This window comes from Paenibacillus sp. J22P90 (genome assembly GCF_059692195.1).
Map to the genome: position 1 here is coordinate 822,609 of NZ_JCAUAY010000001.1, position 16,695 is coordinate 839,303.

The window sequence follows — 16,695 nt, forward strand, 5'->3', positions numbered from 1 at the left end:
AATGAGCCGCAATCAACAATTTGTTATTCAGAATACCGCTGTCTTGGACTTATCGAACGCTATGGTGCTGATTCCTAATGGGTTAAGTGCAGTTGAAGCGAAAGCGATTACTGTATTGGTTGAAGAAGTGGAGAAGCGGACGGGCATCACGCTGTCGGTTACAAATAAGCAGCCTGAAGGAAGCAACCCGGTCATTGTCGCGGGGACCCGTCAGTCGCTTAACGAACACATCCAGCCGTTTGCTGCTGCTCTGCAGCAATTGGAAGCTCCCGGCAAAGAAGGCTACAGGTTGCTGGGGCAACAAGAGGTTAAGCCGGTTGTCCTGATCGTTGGCGAGGATGAGCGGGGTCTATTGTATGGTATCGGCAAATTTCTTAGAAAAGCAAAACTGAAGCGTCAATCGATCTTGGTAGATGCCAATCTATCCATCTCGAGTACGCCTCAGCAATTATGCAGAGGACACCAGCTGGGCTACAGACCTAAGACGAACGCATACGACGCGTGGTCGGTTGAGCAGTTCGAGCAGTACATTCGCGAACTTGCCTTATTCGGTGCCAACAGCATCGAAATTATGCCTCCGCGTACGGACGATGACCCGACGGGCCCGCTAATGAAGGTAGATCCGATGGAGATGATGATCCGTTTATCAGAAATCATCCATTCGTATGGTCTGGACACCTGGGTTTGGTACCCGAATATGGCGGACAATTATGCGAATCCAGAAACGGTTCAAGCCGAGCTGGCGGAGCGGGAAGAGATTTTCAGCAAAGTGCCGCATATTGATGCGGTGTTCATTCCGGGGAGCGATCCCGGGGATCTCGAGCCCGACCTCTTGTTTGATTGGTCAGAGCAAGTTGCCGGACTGCTGCGGAAATATCACCCACAGGCTAAGCTATGGCTTTCCCCACAGGTGATGTCTCACGAATCGAAGCGATGGCTGGAAGGATTTCTCGCCAATGTTCTGCTTGAGCCGGAGTGGCTTGGCGGGATTGTATTCGGGCCGCACGTAGATATTACCCTGCCGGATTTGCGCCGAATCGTGCCCGACCAGTATCCGATCCGCCGTTATGAAGACATTACGCATAATTTCCATTGCCAGTATCCTGCGCAGGAATGGGACCTCGCCTATGCCTTGACGCTAGGCCGTGAAAGTATTAACCCGAGACCGCTTGCGCAAAAGCATATTCACAATCTGTTGGAGTCCTACGCTATCGGTAATATTTCGTATTCCGAGGGCATCAATGACGACGTCAATAAATTTATCTGGAGTGACCAGGATTGGGACTCGCGGACGCCGGTCATTGAAACGCTGCGCGACTTTGCTCGATTATTTATCGGAGCCGATTATACAGAAGGCGTCGCTCAAGGGCTGTTGGCTCTGGAGCGGAATTGGGAAGGATCACTGATTGCTAACGAGCCGGTTGATGATACGCTGCGGCAGTGGCAGTTGATGGAGCACTCCGCACCTCCGGAGGTAGCGAACAACTACCGTTTCCAAATGGGGCTGCTTCGCGCCTACTATGACGCGTATACCAGACGGCGTTTGATTTATGAAACGGAGCTGGAGAAGGAAGCTAAGGATTGGCTGAAAGCTGCCTCGACAGTGGGAACAGCCACAGCAATAGAACGAGCCGAAGCTGTCTTGCAGAAGGCGAACGCTGCACCGGTAGCAGGGCAATACCGTTCACGCTGCTGGGAGTTGGCCGACGAGCTATTCAAGAACATCGGCGCGCAGCTCTCAGTGGTCAAGCATCATGCGATCGCGTTAGGTCGGGGGGCGTTCATGGACGCCATTGATTTTCCGCTGAATGATGCGATGTGGCTGAAATCACAGTTTACTTCCATTTTGAAATTAGAAAGTGAAGCAGAGCGTCTGGAAGCCGTGCATCAACTGATCCACCGCACGAATCCGGGACCTGGAGGGTTTTACGATAATTTGGGCTCTTATCAAGGATGGCAGCGGGTTCAAAAAGGTAAGGGCTGGGAACTTGATCCGGGGTATCTCGAGTCGCCAAGAATGGCCCCTGCCATTTATTTGCTGCAAAATGAACGGACGACAGCAGCGGGTCATATTCCACCATTGGCCGCTGTCCGACATGCGAATACACTTGCCGATACCGAGCTTTCACTGAGCTATGAGGATCTGGATCCTGCTAGTTCCTACACCATCAAGGTCAATTACGTGGGGGATACCATTGGGGAACATACCAGAGATTATCGCGTAACATTGACAGCGAATGGTGAATGCACGATTCATGAGAACGTACTTGTAAAAGAAGGGCAGTGCACGTTAATCGAATCGTTGATTCCGCAAGAGGCATTGACCAGCGGTACGCTTAACCTCACCTTCAAAAGAATCAGCGGCTTTAAACGATTAAACGTCTCTGAGGTTTGGATTATCCCTAGCAACTCAACCATGGCCAAGGCTCTATAAGCGAAAGCACGATATCTAAAAGGCTCCCTCCAATTCACGTTAAGGCTGATGTGAGTTAAGGGGGCCTTAATTTTCCGGATCCATCGTATCCGGCAGTAAGGAGTGTTCAAACATGACGTCATCTTCGAGATCCATTGATCTCACATGCGCTGTAATCATATGTTCATCTCGTGCATCAGCTCATGAGAACAAAGCAATTCGCGTATTCATTGAAGAAATCGAAAAGAGAACCGGAATTACCCTGCCTACTAATCACAACACGACCACGCATTCCCAAGTCCCCAAAATCATCATCGTATCCGAGACCTCGCTTAAAGATTTATTAACTTCCAAGCTTCCATACTCGGAGCTGTTGGGCGAGCTGCCCTGTCCGGGGGTAGAAGGATTCCGCGTTGCCGTGGAGACACAAGCCGGCAAACCGCCAGTTGTATGGGTTGTCGGCGCCGATGCGCGCGGTGTGCTGTACGGTGTAGGCAAGCTGCTGCGCGAGCTGCAACTTACGCCTGGTCGGATTCTGCTGGATTCGAAGCTGCAAATTTCCAGTACCCCTGCTATGAAGCTGCGTGGTCATCAGCTCGGATACAGACCCAAAACGAACGCCTACGATGCATGGTCAGCGGGACAGTTTGAGCAGTATATCCGCGAATTGGCTATATTTGGGTCCAACAGTATCGAGATTGTGCCGCCTCGTACAGATGACGAGGCCACAGGCATACATATGAAGGTGCCTGCTCTGGATATGATGATTGGGCTGTCTGAAATCATCGATTCCTATGGTCTTGATGTGTGGATCTGGTATCCGAATATGGCGACCGATTATAGCGATCCCGAAATTCTTGCATTCGAATTGACAGAACGGGAAGAAATATTCCGCAAGCTGCCTAGAATCGACCATATATTAATTCCTAGCGGTGATCCGGGACATATCAAACTGGATGAATTTTTTAGATGGACGGAACAGATCGCTGGTTTATTAAGGAAATATCATCCCGAGGCCAAACTATGGTTCTCACCTCAGCACCCCCAGCCTACGGATGAGTGGGTACAAGGGTTTATGGACGGGGTGAACCGCAAGCCGGAGTGGCTCGGAGGTGTAGCACATGGACCATGGGTGCGACAGTCGCTGCATGAAATGCGGGAGATGCTGGATGAAGCAATTCCGATACGTAATTACCCGGATATCACGCATAACTTTGCCGCCCAGTTCCCAATTCGGGAGTGGGATCTCGCGTTGGCCATGACGCACGGGCGTGAAAGCATCAATCCCAGACCGGTGGCCATGAAACAGATCCATAACCAGATCTGCGCCTATACGACCGGCAGCCTTACTTATTCTGAAGGCATCTATGATGATGTAAATAAGTTCATTTGGGGTGCGCAAGACTGGGATCCAAGCACGGATGTGGCTGTCACGCTTCGTGAGTATGCGCGTTTCTTCATTGGTATTGATTACACGGAAGCGGTGGCCGGCGCCATCCTGGCGTTGGAACGCAATTGGACGGGGCCGCTCATTGCAAACGATGGCGTAGAAGCGACGCTCAGACAGTGGCAGGACATCGAGGACACCGCTGGGGCTTCCGTACGGGACAATTACCGATTCCAAATGGGTTTGCTTCGCGCAAACTATGACGTCTATATTCGGCGGCGCCTTCTACACGAAACCGATCTGGAGCTGCGAGCAGTATCTGCGCTGGAGGAAGCCTCCAAGACGGGTGCCTTGCTAGCTTTGGCTGAAGCGGAGCCAATACTGAGATTTGCCCGTACTGTACCGGTTGCGATGAAGCAGCGCCAAGCCTGCGAAGAAATCGCTGAGCGTCTATTCCACTCGATTGGTGCTCAATCGTCGGTCGGCAAATATCACGCGATCGCCTGGGATCGGGGGGCATTCATGGATGATATTGACCAACCGCTCAATAATGCAGATTGGCTGCTTGCCCATCTCGCTCAAGCTCGGCAATTGACGGATGAGAACAGTCGGTTGGAGATCATCAACAAAGCGATACGTCGAACGGATCCTGGTCCTGGCGGTTATTACGATAATTTGGGTTCGGCCTCAAGCTGGGATCGCGTGGTCATGAAACGTAGCCGGGAGGAAGATCCGGCGTTCGAAGATTCGGTGTTTACTGCTTACTGCGTGCACTTCCTTCATCTCACAGAGCAAAGAAAGCGGGAAATCGGCCCTGTTCCGCTGGCCTGGTTGACACAGCTGACTACGTTCTATAAATCCCCGCTCACACTGAAATACGAGCATATGGATAACAACTGTGATTACATCCTGAAGGTGACCTACAGCGGATTTATGACCGCACGCAGCGGACCCATGCAGCTGATAGCCAATGATCGTTATGTTCTTGCTGAAGGTTTCCGTGTGAGCGTGCCAATTGTGCAGCAGGAGTATTTCGTTCCCCGTGAGGCGATTATAGAGGGGCGGCTTCTCCTGTCATGGCATACAGCTCCAGATCGGGTAGGCCCTTATGCCGCTGAGGTCTGGTTAATGAGAGCGGGGGACCGATCAAAGGATCTTGCGTCTTTGCAAGAGGTTCCGCATTTAGCAGAAATTCAACGTGCTTCATTTAATGGCACGATGGGATAGAGCGATTGCCAAGTGAAGAAAAGGAGAGAGGTATGATGAAGCACACCGTATGCAACGGGGTACAAGTGATTGATATTTCCGACGCTAGCATTTACGCAACGGATTCTATGCAAGCTAGAGGAATGACCGCTGTAACTATTATGGTCGAGGAAGTTGAAAAACGAACGGGAATTCGAATTCCCGTGGTGGATACGCCACCTGCAGATTCTAGGCCGCTGATTACCGTTAAATATGTAAACCAGCTACGCGAGAAAGCGACTGATCCGGAGGGCTTCAGAATATCTACGGATCAAGAGGGGCGATTTACGATTACGGTAGAAGGCGCTGATGATAGAGGTGTCCTGTATGGCGTAGGGAAGCTGCTCCGATTGATGTACCTCACCGAAGCCAGTATTAAGGCTCCTTCTACGATCAGTATCTCTGAAACACCACATTTCCCTTTGAGAGGGCATCAGCTTGGATACAGACCCAAAACTAATGCGTATGATGCTTGGACACCTGAAATTTATGCCCAGTACATCCGAGAGCTAGCCCTGTTTGGAGCCAACAGTATAGAAATCATGCCGCCAATCACGGATGACGATCGAACCGGCCCGCTGATGAAATATGATCCGCTCTTTATGATGCAGCATGTATCGGAAGTATGCGATGCTATGGACTTGGATGTCTGGATTTGGTATCCAAATATGGGTTCTGAAGATAATTGGTATCCAGCCTCTGGCAGCGATGAAGAGTTTATGAAGCCTGAGTACCTGAAGCTGCAATTGGCAGAGCGTGATGAAATTTTCGGTTCAATGAAAAGAGTGGATCATGTCTTTGTGCCTGGCGGAGATCCAGGTGCGTTAAGCGCGCAGGATTTATTCGATTTTATGGCGATGCAAGCCGAGGTGCTGCGTAAACATCATCCCAACGCCAAGTTGTGGGTTTCCCCGCAGGCCTTTAATCCGACAGATGAGTGGCTGCATACTTTTTTTGAAAATGTGCGCAAAGAACCAGATTGGCTCTCCGGAGTTGTTTTTGGACCGTGGGAAAAACACTCCCTGCCTGAGCTTAGAAAGCTTGTTCCAGAATCTATAGCCATTCGAAGTTACCCTGATATTACGCACAGCCTTAGCTGCCAATATCCGGTAGCGAATTGGGATACGGCGTTTGCAATGACGCTTTCCAGAGAGTGCATTAACCCGAGGCCAGTAGCTCAGAAACAAATTCATAACTCAACGAAGAACGATGGGATTGTCGGCTCGTTAAGCTACTCCGAGGGCATCAACGATGACGTGAATAAATTTGTGTGGAGCGGTCAGGACTGGAGCCCGGATACGCCTGTGCTCGATACGTTAAAAGAGTATGCCCGATTCTTTATCGGTCCCGAGTTTGAAGATGGGGTTAGCCAAGGCTTGCTAGCACTGGAGCGGAATTTCGAAGGACCTGTGGCGACAAGCCACCAAATTCCAGTCACATTCAAGCAGTGGCTGGCCATGGAAGCAGTGGCAGACGACAAGGTTAAGAACAATTACCGATTCGAGCAGGGCTTATTGCGAGCGAATTATGATGCTTATATTCAAAGAAGATGGATTCATGAAACTGAGCTTGAGTGTAAGGCTATGGATGTTTTGGCTCAAGCTGTTGAACTAGGCACATTAAAAGCCATGGAGCTTGCGGAACAAATATTGGATAAGAAAGTTACCGAACCGGTATGCATGGATATTAAATTGAAGTGCGACGAGCTTGCCGACCGACTGTTCGACCATATCGGAGCCCAGCTAACTGTGGAAAAGCATAAAGCTATCGGAGTGATCCGTGGCGCATTTATGGACGGCATTGATCTGCCTCTGAATGATATGGCGTTCCTTAAAAATTGTTTTGCTATCATTAGACAAATGTCAGATGAACAAGAGCGATTATCCGCTCTTAACGACAGCATTATGAACCGAACCGATCCCGGAATAGGCGGCTTTTACGATAATTTTGCGCTCAATCACTCCTTATCGAGAGTTGAATTTGCTCATACGTGGGCCGACGATCCGGGCTTCTTGAACACCGCGCTGCTAAGGCATAATCCAGCTCTTCTGCAAGCAACATTGAAGACCTCATCGACTACCACCTATACAAGAGTTTGTAGAGAAGCGCTGAATCGCATTTTACCAGGGTTAACCTGCCCGCCATTAGCCTGGATCACTTATCTGAATGCCTATTATTCGGCACCGATCAAGGTGACATACGATGATCTGGATCGACACGCTTCCTATGTCATTAAGGTGATGGGGCTGTGGGGTGGTCGCGTTCGGATGCTCGTTAACGGGAAGTATGTCGACGATGTGCAAGTGAAGTATCGAGGCTTGTTGGATGAGTATTTGGTTACACCGGATATGATATCAGCTGGCAAAATGGAGATCGTATGGGTCAATGAAGAATCGGGCGTAGGTCCATACATTAATGAGCTATGGGTCATGAAACATGAGGGACAAAAACCATGAGGAAGGATCAACGATATGAAACCGAAAGTACTCTTAACCAGAAAAGTACCTGAGAATGCTATTGCTGTTTTGCAGGAAGCTTATGAGCTGATCGTGTGGCCAAGGGAAGATGAACCAGCGCCAAGAGCTTTTCTCGAAGAGCATATCGTGGAGGCGGAAGGCCTCTACTGTCTGATCACTGACAAAATCGATCAATCCCTTATGGCTCTTGCCCCAAAGTTAAAGGTGATCAGCACGATGGCAGTAGGCTATAACCATATCGATATTGCCGAAGCTAATCGGCGGGGGATTCTGGTGACGAATACGCCGGAGGTTTTGACTGAAACGACAGCAGATTTAGCGTTCGCGCTTCTGCTTGCCACGGCTCGTCGTCTTGTGGAAGCCTCCGATGTATTGCGAAAAGGTGAGTGGAAGACATGGTCTCCGATGCTCCTCACCGGACAAGAAGTGTATGGCTCCACGCTGGGGATTATCGGTATGGGGCGGATCGGTGAGGCAGTCGCCCGGCGAGCGCGTGGCTTTGACATGCAGGTGCTCTACCATAACCGCAATAGAAAGCCAGAGGCGGAACAGATCTACGGGCTCGAATATGCGGAGCTGAACCAATTGCTTGAAGTTTCCGATTTTGTACTGCTGCTGATGCCGTATACCCCAGAGACGGTGAACATGATTCGCATGGAGCAGCTGCAGCGGATGAAAAAAAGCGGCGTCCTCATCAACGTTGCGCGAGGCGGTATTGTCAACGAGGCTGACCTGTACGTAGCTTTACGCGATGGAACGATCTGGGCGGCAGGTCTTGATGTGTTCGAAGAGGAGCCTGTCAAGACGAACCATCAGTTGCTTACGCTGCCGAACGTGGTCACGCTGCCGCATATTGGCAGCGCCAGCATCACAACGCGGATGAAGATGGCACTCATTGCAGCGGAGAATTTGCTGCAGGGTCTGGAGGGGCAACGACCCAAATTTCTGGTAAATAAGGAGTCATGGAACTAATTTGTTATTAATTTCTTTAATACCTAATAAAAACCAGAAACTTGCATCATAGCGGTGAAATGAAACAAGGTCCAAATAGCGGAAAAACGGTACTTTTAACGTTAAATTGGATATTAAAATGCTCGAAAAGTATGTGCTATGATCCTCGTGTTAGCCAAACTAATTACATAGGAGGACTTATTCGATGAAATCAAAATAGGGGATAATGGCGATTCACTGATTGTTATGTAAACGTATTCACACGAAAGACAGCTAGCATTTAAGGGTACTTTTATTAACAATATGAAAGGACGTGACCCAGTTTGAAGAAAATGAAACGTTTAAGCCTCTTATTGTCTCTAAGTTTAGCATTTAGTATGTTTGGTTCTCTAGTTGCGGATGCAGCTGCGCCGGAAGGCATTTCCCATGCTAGAATGATGCCTGTCGACACTCTTGCCAATCATGGTTCCACTATGGTTGAACTGCCAGATGGTACGCTCTTCTCTGTATGGTTTAACGGAAATGGAGAAAGAGATGGGAATTTAACCAAATTGATCGGTTCTCGCTCGAAAGATGGCGGGAAAACATGGACAGAACCATTTGTTGTTTATGATACATGGGATTTCCCAGATAACAACCCGGTTCTTTTTGTAGATAGCACAGAAAGACTTTGGTTGTTCTACGGCGTCATATACAACGGACAATGGGTATCCACGCAAACGAAGTTCATGTATGCCGATAAGGGGAGCTATGAGTATAACACTCGCAATGGCGGCAATGCGAAGTGGCACTATCCACAGCCGATCTACACGAATGTTGGGGACGGCATGGTGGGCGAAGGTACATACGCAAATGGACAGTGGAACTATGGCATCAAGGGTGCAGATATTAAGTTCGTAAAACCAACTTCTGTCACTCTTACAAAGCCTCTAGACCCGTCAAAGTACGTACCGGTAACTTCAAAATTTAACCCTAATGATCAGCGTTATATTACAGACAGCTTTGTTGTCTCGATGAGAAATAAATATGATCAGTACATTACCTATTTGAATGCTGCAAAGCCTTACGATGATGTCTATGAAGGTAGAACAGCTGAAGTCGTCAATTTGCTTACCAATGGAATCTTTACTCCGAATGGTACTGGTGGTTATACCAAATATGAGCCGCCAATTATTAAAAATTCAATTGAGCGTGCTTCTGGTGCAGATAATAACGTGAATACATGGGGGCCCATTTACCGCAGACTTGGATGGCAAACCAAAAATAAACCGATTGAAGTCACACTTGCAGATGGCGTTACCAAAAGATTAATTTTGCCGTTGTATTCAGATTCGTTGTCCAATTCAGTTTGCGCATATACCGACGATCACGGCATCACATGGAAATTTAGTGACCCAATTGTGGGATCAGGTACGATTCAAGGCTCATTGATTCAAAAGAATGATGGCAAGATTCGCGGTTATTTTAGAAGCGGTAAGTTAGACGGCAGAAACGGACGCATGGCATGGCATACGACATATTCAGAGTCAAGCGATAATGGCGTAACATGGAGTGTTCCCAAAGTTGATCCTTACTTGAAAAATGATGGCGGTTTTGAACTTTCCAAACTTCCAAATGGCAACTGGTTGATAGCTACAAATCAAGAAACCGCACGTGGCGTAGTTAAGCCTACTCAAGACGGTAATAGAAGTTCTTTCAGTTTATTGATTTCTTCCGATGAAGGATCGACATGGAAGCCGATCATGATTAAGGATGGCATGAACAATGGGGAGACCTATGAATATCCATCGGTTGTCGTTGACAAAGCTGGAAATGCTTTGATGAACTACACTTATAAAACACCAGCAGGCCCAACGATTGGCTTCTCTAAAATCGCAAACAACGAGATTGAGACGTTATTTAGTGCTGATACAACAGCAACTTACGGCGTTGGACTTACACCGACTGATGACAGTGTTACAAAATTGCCGACAATTGTACTGAATGTTGGAGAAACTACACCACTCAAGTACAACCTAACGATAGGCGGAGAATCGTCCGATGTAGCAATCAATACACTTACTTTGACTTCAGATTTAACTGCTGTAGCTTCTATTAACTCCTCGACTGGGGTCGTGACTGCACATAAAGCAGGAACCGCAATGATAACTGCTGTAAGCAACCAATACGGAACAATTTATAAATGCATCATTAAAGTTAACTAAATTGCCCATTGAAAGGAGTAATGTAAATGAAAGGTAAATTCAAGTTACTAACTACATTGACTGTTTGTGCGGCGATCTCTGTAACAAGTATAGTTCCTGCTGCCTTGGCTGCTCCTACGGGAACATTTAGCTATACTGATAAAGCTGTAAGTATTTTCGATCCGATCAAGGATAATGGTGCTACAGGAGACCACATTCATGGGTCTAGTATTGTAGAATTGCCAAGCGGAGAGTTGTTATGTGTATGGTTCCAGGGAAATGGCGAAAGAGATGCAACTACGACAAAAATTATGGGAGCACGATCTGCGGATGGTGGTAAAACATGGAAAATGCCGTTTGTGATGACCGATGCACAAGATATTGCTGATATTAATCCAGTCGTCTACGTTGATTCCGGTGACCGTCTCTGGTTTTTCTGGTACCCCGTATTGGCGGGCAGATGGCAAACTTCTCAACCTCGATATGCTTATGCGGAAAAAGGCAGCTATGAGTTTGAAAAGGTTGGCAACATCATGCCTAACTGGACATTTTCCGAAAACGTTGGGATTAAACTCGGTAAAAACATTGGCGGTACAGTCAATCCAGACAGCCCAGACGATCATATAAGTTTGTCGCTTGATGATAGACCTGGGGCAACAACAAGACCTTCTTGGGCTACTACACCTGTTGTTGCGCGCCCAGAGTTGGCAAAAGGCTTCGTGAATACGATAAAAGCCAAGCTTATTGAGCAAAAGGAGTATTTGTTTAAACCCGTTGCAGATGGCGGAGCAGGTATGAGCCGTAAAGTAAATGAAGCTGAATTTGATGGTCTAGTCACCCAGATCATGCAGCTCAGTGGCGGCGACCCAACTCAATATTTGTACGCTCCTACAGTAGCGGACAAAATTTATGAGCCTCGTTCAGGTTATCCGTTGGCTCGTCGAATCGGTTGGCAGACCAAAGATAAGCCGTTTACGGTAGATCTTGGCAACGGCAAAGTTCGTTTACTTCTGCCCCTGTATTCGGATGTCTTGGAAATGAGCATTATGGCATTTACAGAGTATGATCCTTCCGAACCACTTGAGGACAACTCAATTCGTTGGGAGATGAGTGAGCCTATTGTTGGGGTAGCAAACATTCAGGCTACGATGGCTCAAAGAAGTGACGGCACGATTGTAGCTTATATGCGTGACAACGGTCCTAGACCTTATCGTGTGGTGGCTTCCGAATCCAAAGACAAAGGGTTGACATGGTCAACGGTGAAGGACGTTCCTGAACTACAGGATCCGGGTGTAGGGCACGATCTTCTGCAGCTTAAGAGTGGCAATTGGGCATTTGTTCACGTAGATACGGAATCGAACCGGAACACGTTGGCTGTCGCCTTATCAGACGATGAGGGAAGAACGTGGAAATACAGAAGGCATCTTGCCCTGGATACGAGAGAAAAGATGGGAAGCTACCATTACCCTGCTATCACGCAAGGAGATAATGGGGATATCCTGATCAGCTTCAGCCGGTTCTTCTCGTCGCTTGATAAGGATTCTGCTAATCAATCATTGGGTAATTATAAAAATATTGCCTTCTCCAGAATTACTGAGGATTGGATTAAGCAAGGAGATACTGTAAACATTATTAGAGAATATGAAAGCTTCGATCGTGAAATTGCAGTTCCTGCATCTTTCAATATCAGTACTGCATCTGATAGTGTGATTAAAGCCCTGTTCCCATCTACAATTAAAGCATATACCTCCTATAAACCAGGGGCAGCGAACGGTGTGCTTCCTTCCGTTGATTTGCCGGTGAAATGGGATGTTGCAGCGATTAAAGCAAATTATAAGCTTAATTCTTTAATTAGCAACGTTACCGGCGTTGTCGATGAGACAAAACTTCCGCAGGGTGTAACTAGCGATATGCTTCCGTTCTTCAAAGCACCATTGAGAGTTTATCTATACGTAGATCCAACAGCGATTGCTGCGCAAAAGGTGGAGCTCGAAAAGAAGAACGTCGCTATAGGCATTGGCAACTCTGAACGACTTGTTGCAACCGTTTCTCCCGCCGATGCAAGCAATAAAACAATTTTGTGGAGTTCCAGTGATTCGAGTATCGCCATGGTAGATGAGTTAACAGGACTCGTTACAGGAGTAAGTAAAGGGAAAGCAGAAATTACTGCGACAACGCTGGATGGCGGTTTTGTTGCAACAACGAGAGTCGTTGTTGTGCCAGGTAATGCTAGCAGCAAGTAGTGCAACATGAAGGTGATAAATAAGAAGACCGCTTCCCTAGTTGGAGGCGGTCTTCTTGTATTCCAGGGGATGTCCACGTGTCCATGTTGACTTTTTGCATCATAGCGGAAAAATGAATCATGCTCCAAATAGCGGAGAAACGGTGCTTTAAACGCCATTTCGGATATTTAAATGCTCAAAAATGGTGTGCTATGATCCTCGTGTAAACAATCCAATTACATGGGAGGATTCATTCGATGAAAGCAAAAAAGGGGATTATGGCAGTAACTGGTTCATTATTAGTGCTATCAACTGTGCTTAGCGGTTGTGGAAGCAGCTCAACAACTTCAACGAATAATTCGGCAGCGCCGGCAACGACGGCTGGTACGGCAAGCACGCCTGTATCGGCTGAACCACTATCATTGACTTGGATGAGGTATGAACATGCTTCGCAAGCAATCGTAGCGAATTCCAAAGCTGTACAGGAAATTGCCAAGCGTAAAAATGTCAAACTAAATCTGCAAAGTGTTCCTCAAAGTAACTACGATGATAAAAAGAAAACGTTGATCGCAACGAATACGCTGCCTGATGTGATGCTTGTTAAACAAGATGATATTCAGAACTTTGCCGACACAGGCGCATTCCTTGATTTGACGCCATATTTGGATAAAATGCCAAATCTGAAGAAAGTTATTTCCCAGCAGCCTGAGATTAACAAAAACAAAATTGACGGTAAGCTTTATGGGTTCCCGCTTGTCGCGAATTGGCAGGGAGTTGGCGGCCAGCTTTCGATGATCCGTACGGATCTGCTTGATAAACTGAGTTTGAAAAAGCCAACTACGTATGATGAATTGTATACAGTGATGAAGAAAATGAAAGAAGCGAATCCGGATTCCTATCCCTTTACGGCTCGTGCTGCAAATGGACTTACAGGAACAGAAAATCTAATTAATCCAATTTCCTTCGCATTTGGCAGCGGATACACAACCTTTAATGGAACGAAAGTATACTATGAGCCGAAAGATAAGCAATACAAATTCGGTCCAGCAATGCCAGAGTTTAAAGCAGCGATTACATTCTTGAATAAACTCTACAAAGATAAGCTTCTTGACCCAGATTATGCAACAGCAACATCGCAAATTTGGCAAGAAAAGTTGAACTCAGGAAAATCCTTCTATTTCCAAGATAATAATGGGTTCGCAAGTACGTTTAATATTAACCTGCAGAAGAAGGATCCGAATGCGAAGTTCGATATGTTGGATACGATGACATCGCCGAGCGGTGCAAAACGCAACTTGATCTATGCACTCGGTCACTTGTCGGAATCGTATGTTATTAATGCAAAAGTAAAAAATCCTGAACAAGTTGCTCAATTCATGGATTGGTTCTACTCCCCAGAGGGAATTGAAGTGACCAACTTCGGTATCAAAGGCGAAGATTTCACTGGCGATAATGGCACTTACAAATTGACTGATGCTGTGGTCAACAAATATAAAGACAGACAACCAAGCGCGATTTATGCTCTGCAATCGGAATATGGCACAGGCTACCTAGGTCTAGCTCTGAACAATGATGATCACGCTGGATTACCATTTAATTCCAAAGAATGGGTGGATTGGAACACGAAAGCATCGAAAGCGTTGGATGCAGGCGAAAATGTGCAATTCGTTAACGACCCGCCATTTACAAAAGAAGAGCGCGAAAAGCTGAAACAAATCCGTACACAGCTTGACGCTCACTTAGCTCAAAACATGGATAAATTTATTGTGACAGACGGCGCACTTAATGATTGGGATAACTTCGTGAAACAACTCAAAGCAAAAGGTGCAGATGATATCGTCAAAATTTACAACGATGCCTTAGCCCGCGTGAAGTAAAGTTTGAAGCTCATGCAGTGAGAGGGCAGGTTGCTAAGACATACAGGGCAGCCTGTCCCTTTATTTTCTAGAGAGGAGTGGAGATATTTGACACCAGTTGTTGAGACTAAGAAACATACACCAGTTATTGAAATTAAAAAAAATATCCGCAAGAGCATGCCGCTGTATCTCATGTTTCTATTACCTTTTGCCTATTTTATTATTTTTCACTATGCACCCATGGTAGGGAATTTGATGGCATTTGAAGACTATTCGATCGTCAAGGGCTTCTTTCATAGCCCGTGGGCTGGGACGAAGTATTTCCGCCAATTTTTAACGGATCCTTATTTTTGGCAAGTCGTTCGCAACACAGTGCTCATCAACGTGTATTCACTCATATTTTATTTCCCATCTTCTCTCGTGTTCGCTTTATTGTTAAACGAGCTGCAACAAAAGTTTTTCAAAAGGTTTATCCAAAGCGTCACGTATGTTCCGCACTTTCTGTCTACCGTTGTAGTCGTAGGTATGCTGGTAAACTTTCTCTCCATTGATGGACTCATTAATGAAGTGATTAAGGCTTTTGGCGGCGAAGCGAAAACATTCATGTCGATGCCGCAGTGGTTTCGAACCATTTATGTCGGATCTGAAGTTTGGCAAAATCTAGGATGGAACTCCATCATTTATTTGGCGGCATTGACTGCTATTGATCCACAGCTGTATGAGGCGGCGACGATGGACGGAGCCAATCGCTGGCGCAAATTGCTTCACATCACGTTGCCAGGCATTTCAACCGTTGTCACGATCATGCTCCTTTTGACAGTTGGAAAAATGCTATCGGTCGGATTTGAGAAAATTTTATTATTATACAGTGGTCCCACATATGAAACCGCAGATGTGATTCAAACCTTTGTGTATCGTCGAGGGTTGATTGACAGCGACTTTAGCTTCGCAGCGGCTGTAGGTATTTTCCAGTCTGTACTGGCATTTGCTCTCGTTGTATCAGCGAATCAAATTGCTAAGAAAATAAATGGATCAAGATTGTTCTAGCGGAGGGGATTCAGATGCAAAGTCGTAAGTTTTCATATTTCGATACAATGAACATCATTTTTATGCTGGCTATGATCTTTATTACCCTATATCCGCTTTATTATATGGGCATTATCTCGATTAGCTCGGGGTCATCGGCTAGCAGCGGTGAAGTGTTTTGGCGACCTATTGAAATTAATTTTAAAGCCTATAGTGTCATTTTGAATGATCCTGCCATAGTACGGTCATACGCAAATACCTTTTTTTATACGGCCGCTGGTGTTCTAGTTAATTTGGTGATGACGGCGCTTTGCGCCTATCCTTTATCTCGCAAGCATATGTACGGGCGCTCATTTCTTGCGTTGTTTGTTGTATTCACCATGTTCTTCGACGGGGGTCTCATCCCGCGTTATATGGTGGTTCATGCGTTAGGGATGGTCAATACCGTTTGGGCCATATTAATTCCGACTGCAATCAATGTTTTCAATATGATTCTGATGAGAACATTTTTTGAAGATATTCCAGAAGCACTGCACGAGTCAGCGATTATGGACGGCGCCGGAGAGTTTCGCGTTTTCATGAAAATTGTGCTGCCACTCTCCATGCCAGTCATGGCTACGATGTTCCTTTTTTATGCAGTAGCTCACTGGAACAGTTTTTTCCCTGCATTGATTTACTTAAATGAGAAGGAACTGTATCCGCTGCAAATCATTTTACGTAATATCGTCATTTCAGGAGATATGGCTTCACAATCCGCACAACTTGGCGCGGCAGAAGCTGGATTGGCCGTCATGACAGAAAATATTAAGTATGCCTGTGTTTTCGTAGCCATCTTGCCCGTGCTTGTGATTTATCCGTTTGTGCAAAAATACTTTGTGCAAGGAGCCATGTTGGGATCTGTAAAAGGTTAGAGGCTTCAAATTATGATAAGGAGT

9 protein-coding genes are annotated in these 16,695 nt (G+C 46.6%); all 9 read left to right on the forward strand.

The features are described from left to right. Position 1: 1 nt before the first annotated feature. The 9 genes from AC58UX_RS02990 to AC58UX_RS03030 all read left to right on the forward strand — a co-directional run bounded on the left by AC58UX_RS02990 (position 2) and on the right by AC58UX_RS03030 (position 16,671). Complete coding sequence (locus tag AC58UX_RS02990) at positions 2-2,434, forward strand: alpha-glucuronidase family glycosyl hydrolase (RefSeq protein WP_497249588.1); 2,433 nt, start codon at positions 2-4, stop codon at positions 2,432-2,434. 112 nt (positions 2,435-2,546) lie between these two features. Continuing rightward, entirely contained in the window at positions 2,547-5,027 is a 2,481-nt protein-coding gene (locus AC58UX_RS02995; protein ID WP_497249590.1) for a hypothetical protein, read from the forward strand. A gap of 35 nt (positions 5,028-5,062) precedes the next feature. Beyond that, positions 5,063-7,501 carry a hypothetical protein gene (locus tag AC58UX_RS03000; protein ID WP_497249592.1) on the forward strand — a complete coding sequence of 813 codons (2,439 nt, stop codon included), beginning with the start codon at positions 5,063-5,065 and terminating at the stop codon, positions 7,499-7,501. Between the two features lie 15 nt (positions 7,502-7,516). After that, the gene (locus tag AC58UX_RS03005) at positions 7,517-8,494 is read left to right on the forward strand and encodes a 2-hydroxyacid dehydrogenase (RefSeq protein WP_497249594.1); all 978 of its coding nucleotides are present in this window, start codon (positions 7,517-7,519) and stop codon (positions 8,492-8,494) included. A 332-nt stretch (positions 8,495-8,826) separates the two neighbouring features. Then, positions 8,827-10,677: an exo-alpha-sialidase gene (locus AC58UX_RS03010; protein ID WP_497249596.1), complete on the forward strand. Its 1,851-nt coding sequence runs from the start codon at positions 8,827-8,829 to the stop codon at positions 10,675-10,677. A gap of 26 nt (positions 10,678-10,703) precedes the next feature. After that, positions 10,704-12,899 carry an exo-alpha-sialidase gene (locus tag AC58UX_RS03015; protein ID WP_497249598.1) on the forward strand — a complete coding sequence of 732 codons (2,196 nt, stop codon included), beginning with the start codon at positions 10,704-10,706 and terminating at the stop codon, positions 12,897-12,899. 236 nt (positions 12,900-13,135) lie between these two features. Next, positions 13,136-14,755 (forward strand): extracellular solute-binding protein, encoded by a 1,620-nt coding sequence (locus tag AC58UX_RS03020; RefSeq protein ID WP_497249600.1) that lies wholly within the window; start codon positions 13,136-13,138, stop codon positions 14,753-14,755. Between the two features lie 87 nt (positions 14,756-14,842). Continuing rightward, on the forward strand, positions 14,843-15,781 hold the full coding sequence (locus AC58UX_RS03025) for an ABC transporter permease (RefSeq protein WP_497249602.1): 939 nt from the start codon (positions 14,843-14,845) through the stop codon (positions 15,779-15,781). A gap of 14 nt (positions 15,782-15,795) precedes the next feature. Continuing rightward, positions 15,796-16,671: a carbohydrate ABC transporter permease gene (locus tag AC58UX_RS03030; protein WP_497249604.1), complete on the forward strand. Its 876-nt coding sequence runs from the start codon at positions 15,796-15,798 to the stop codon at positions 16,669-16,671. The last annotated feature ends 24 nt before the right edge of the window (positions 16,672-16,695 follow it).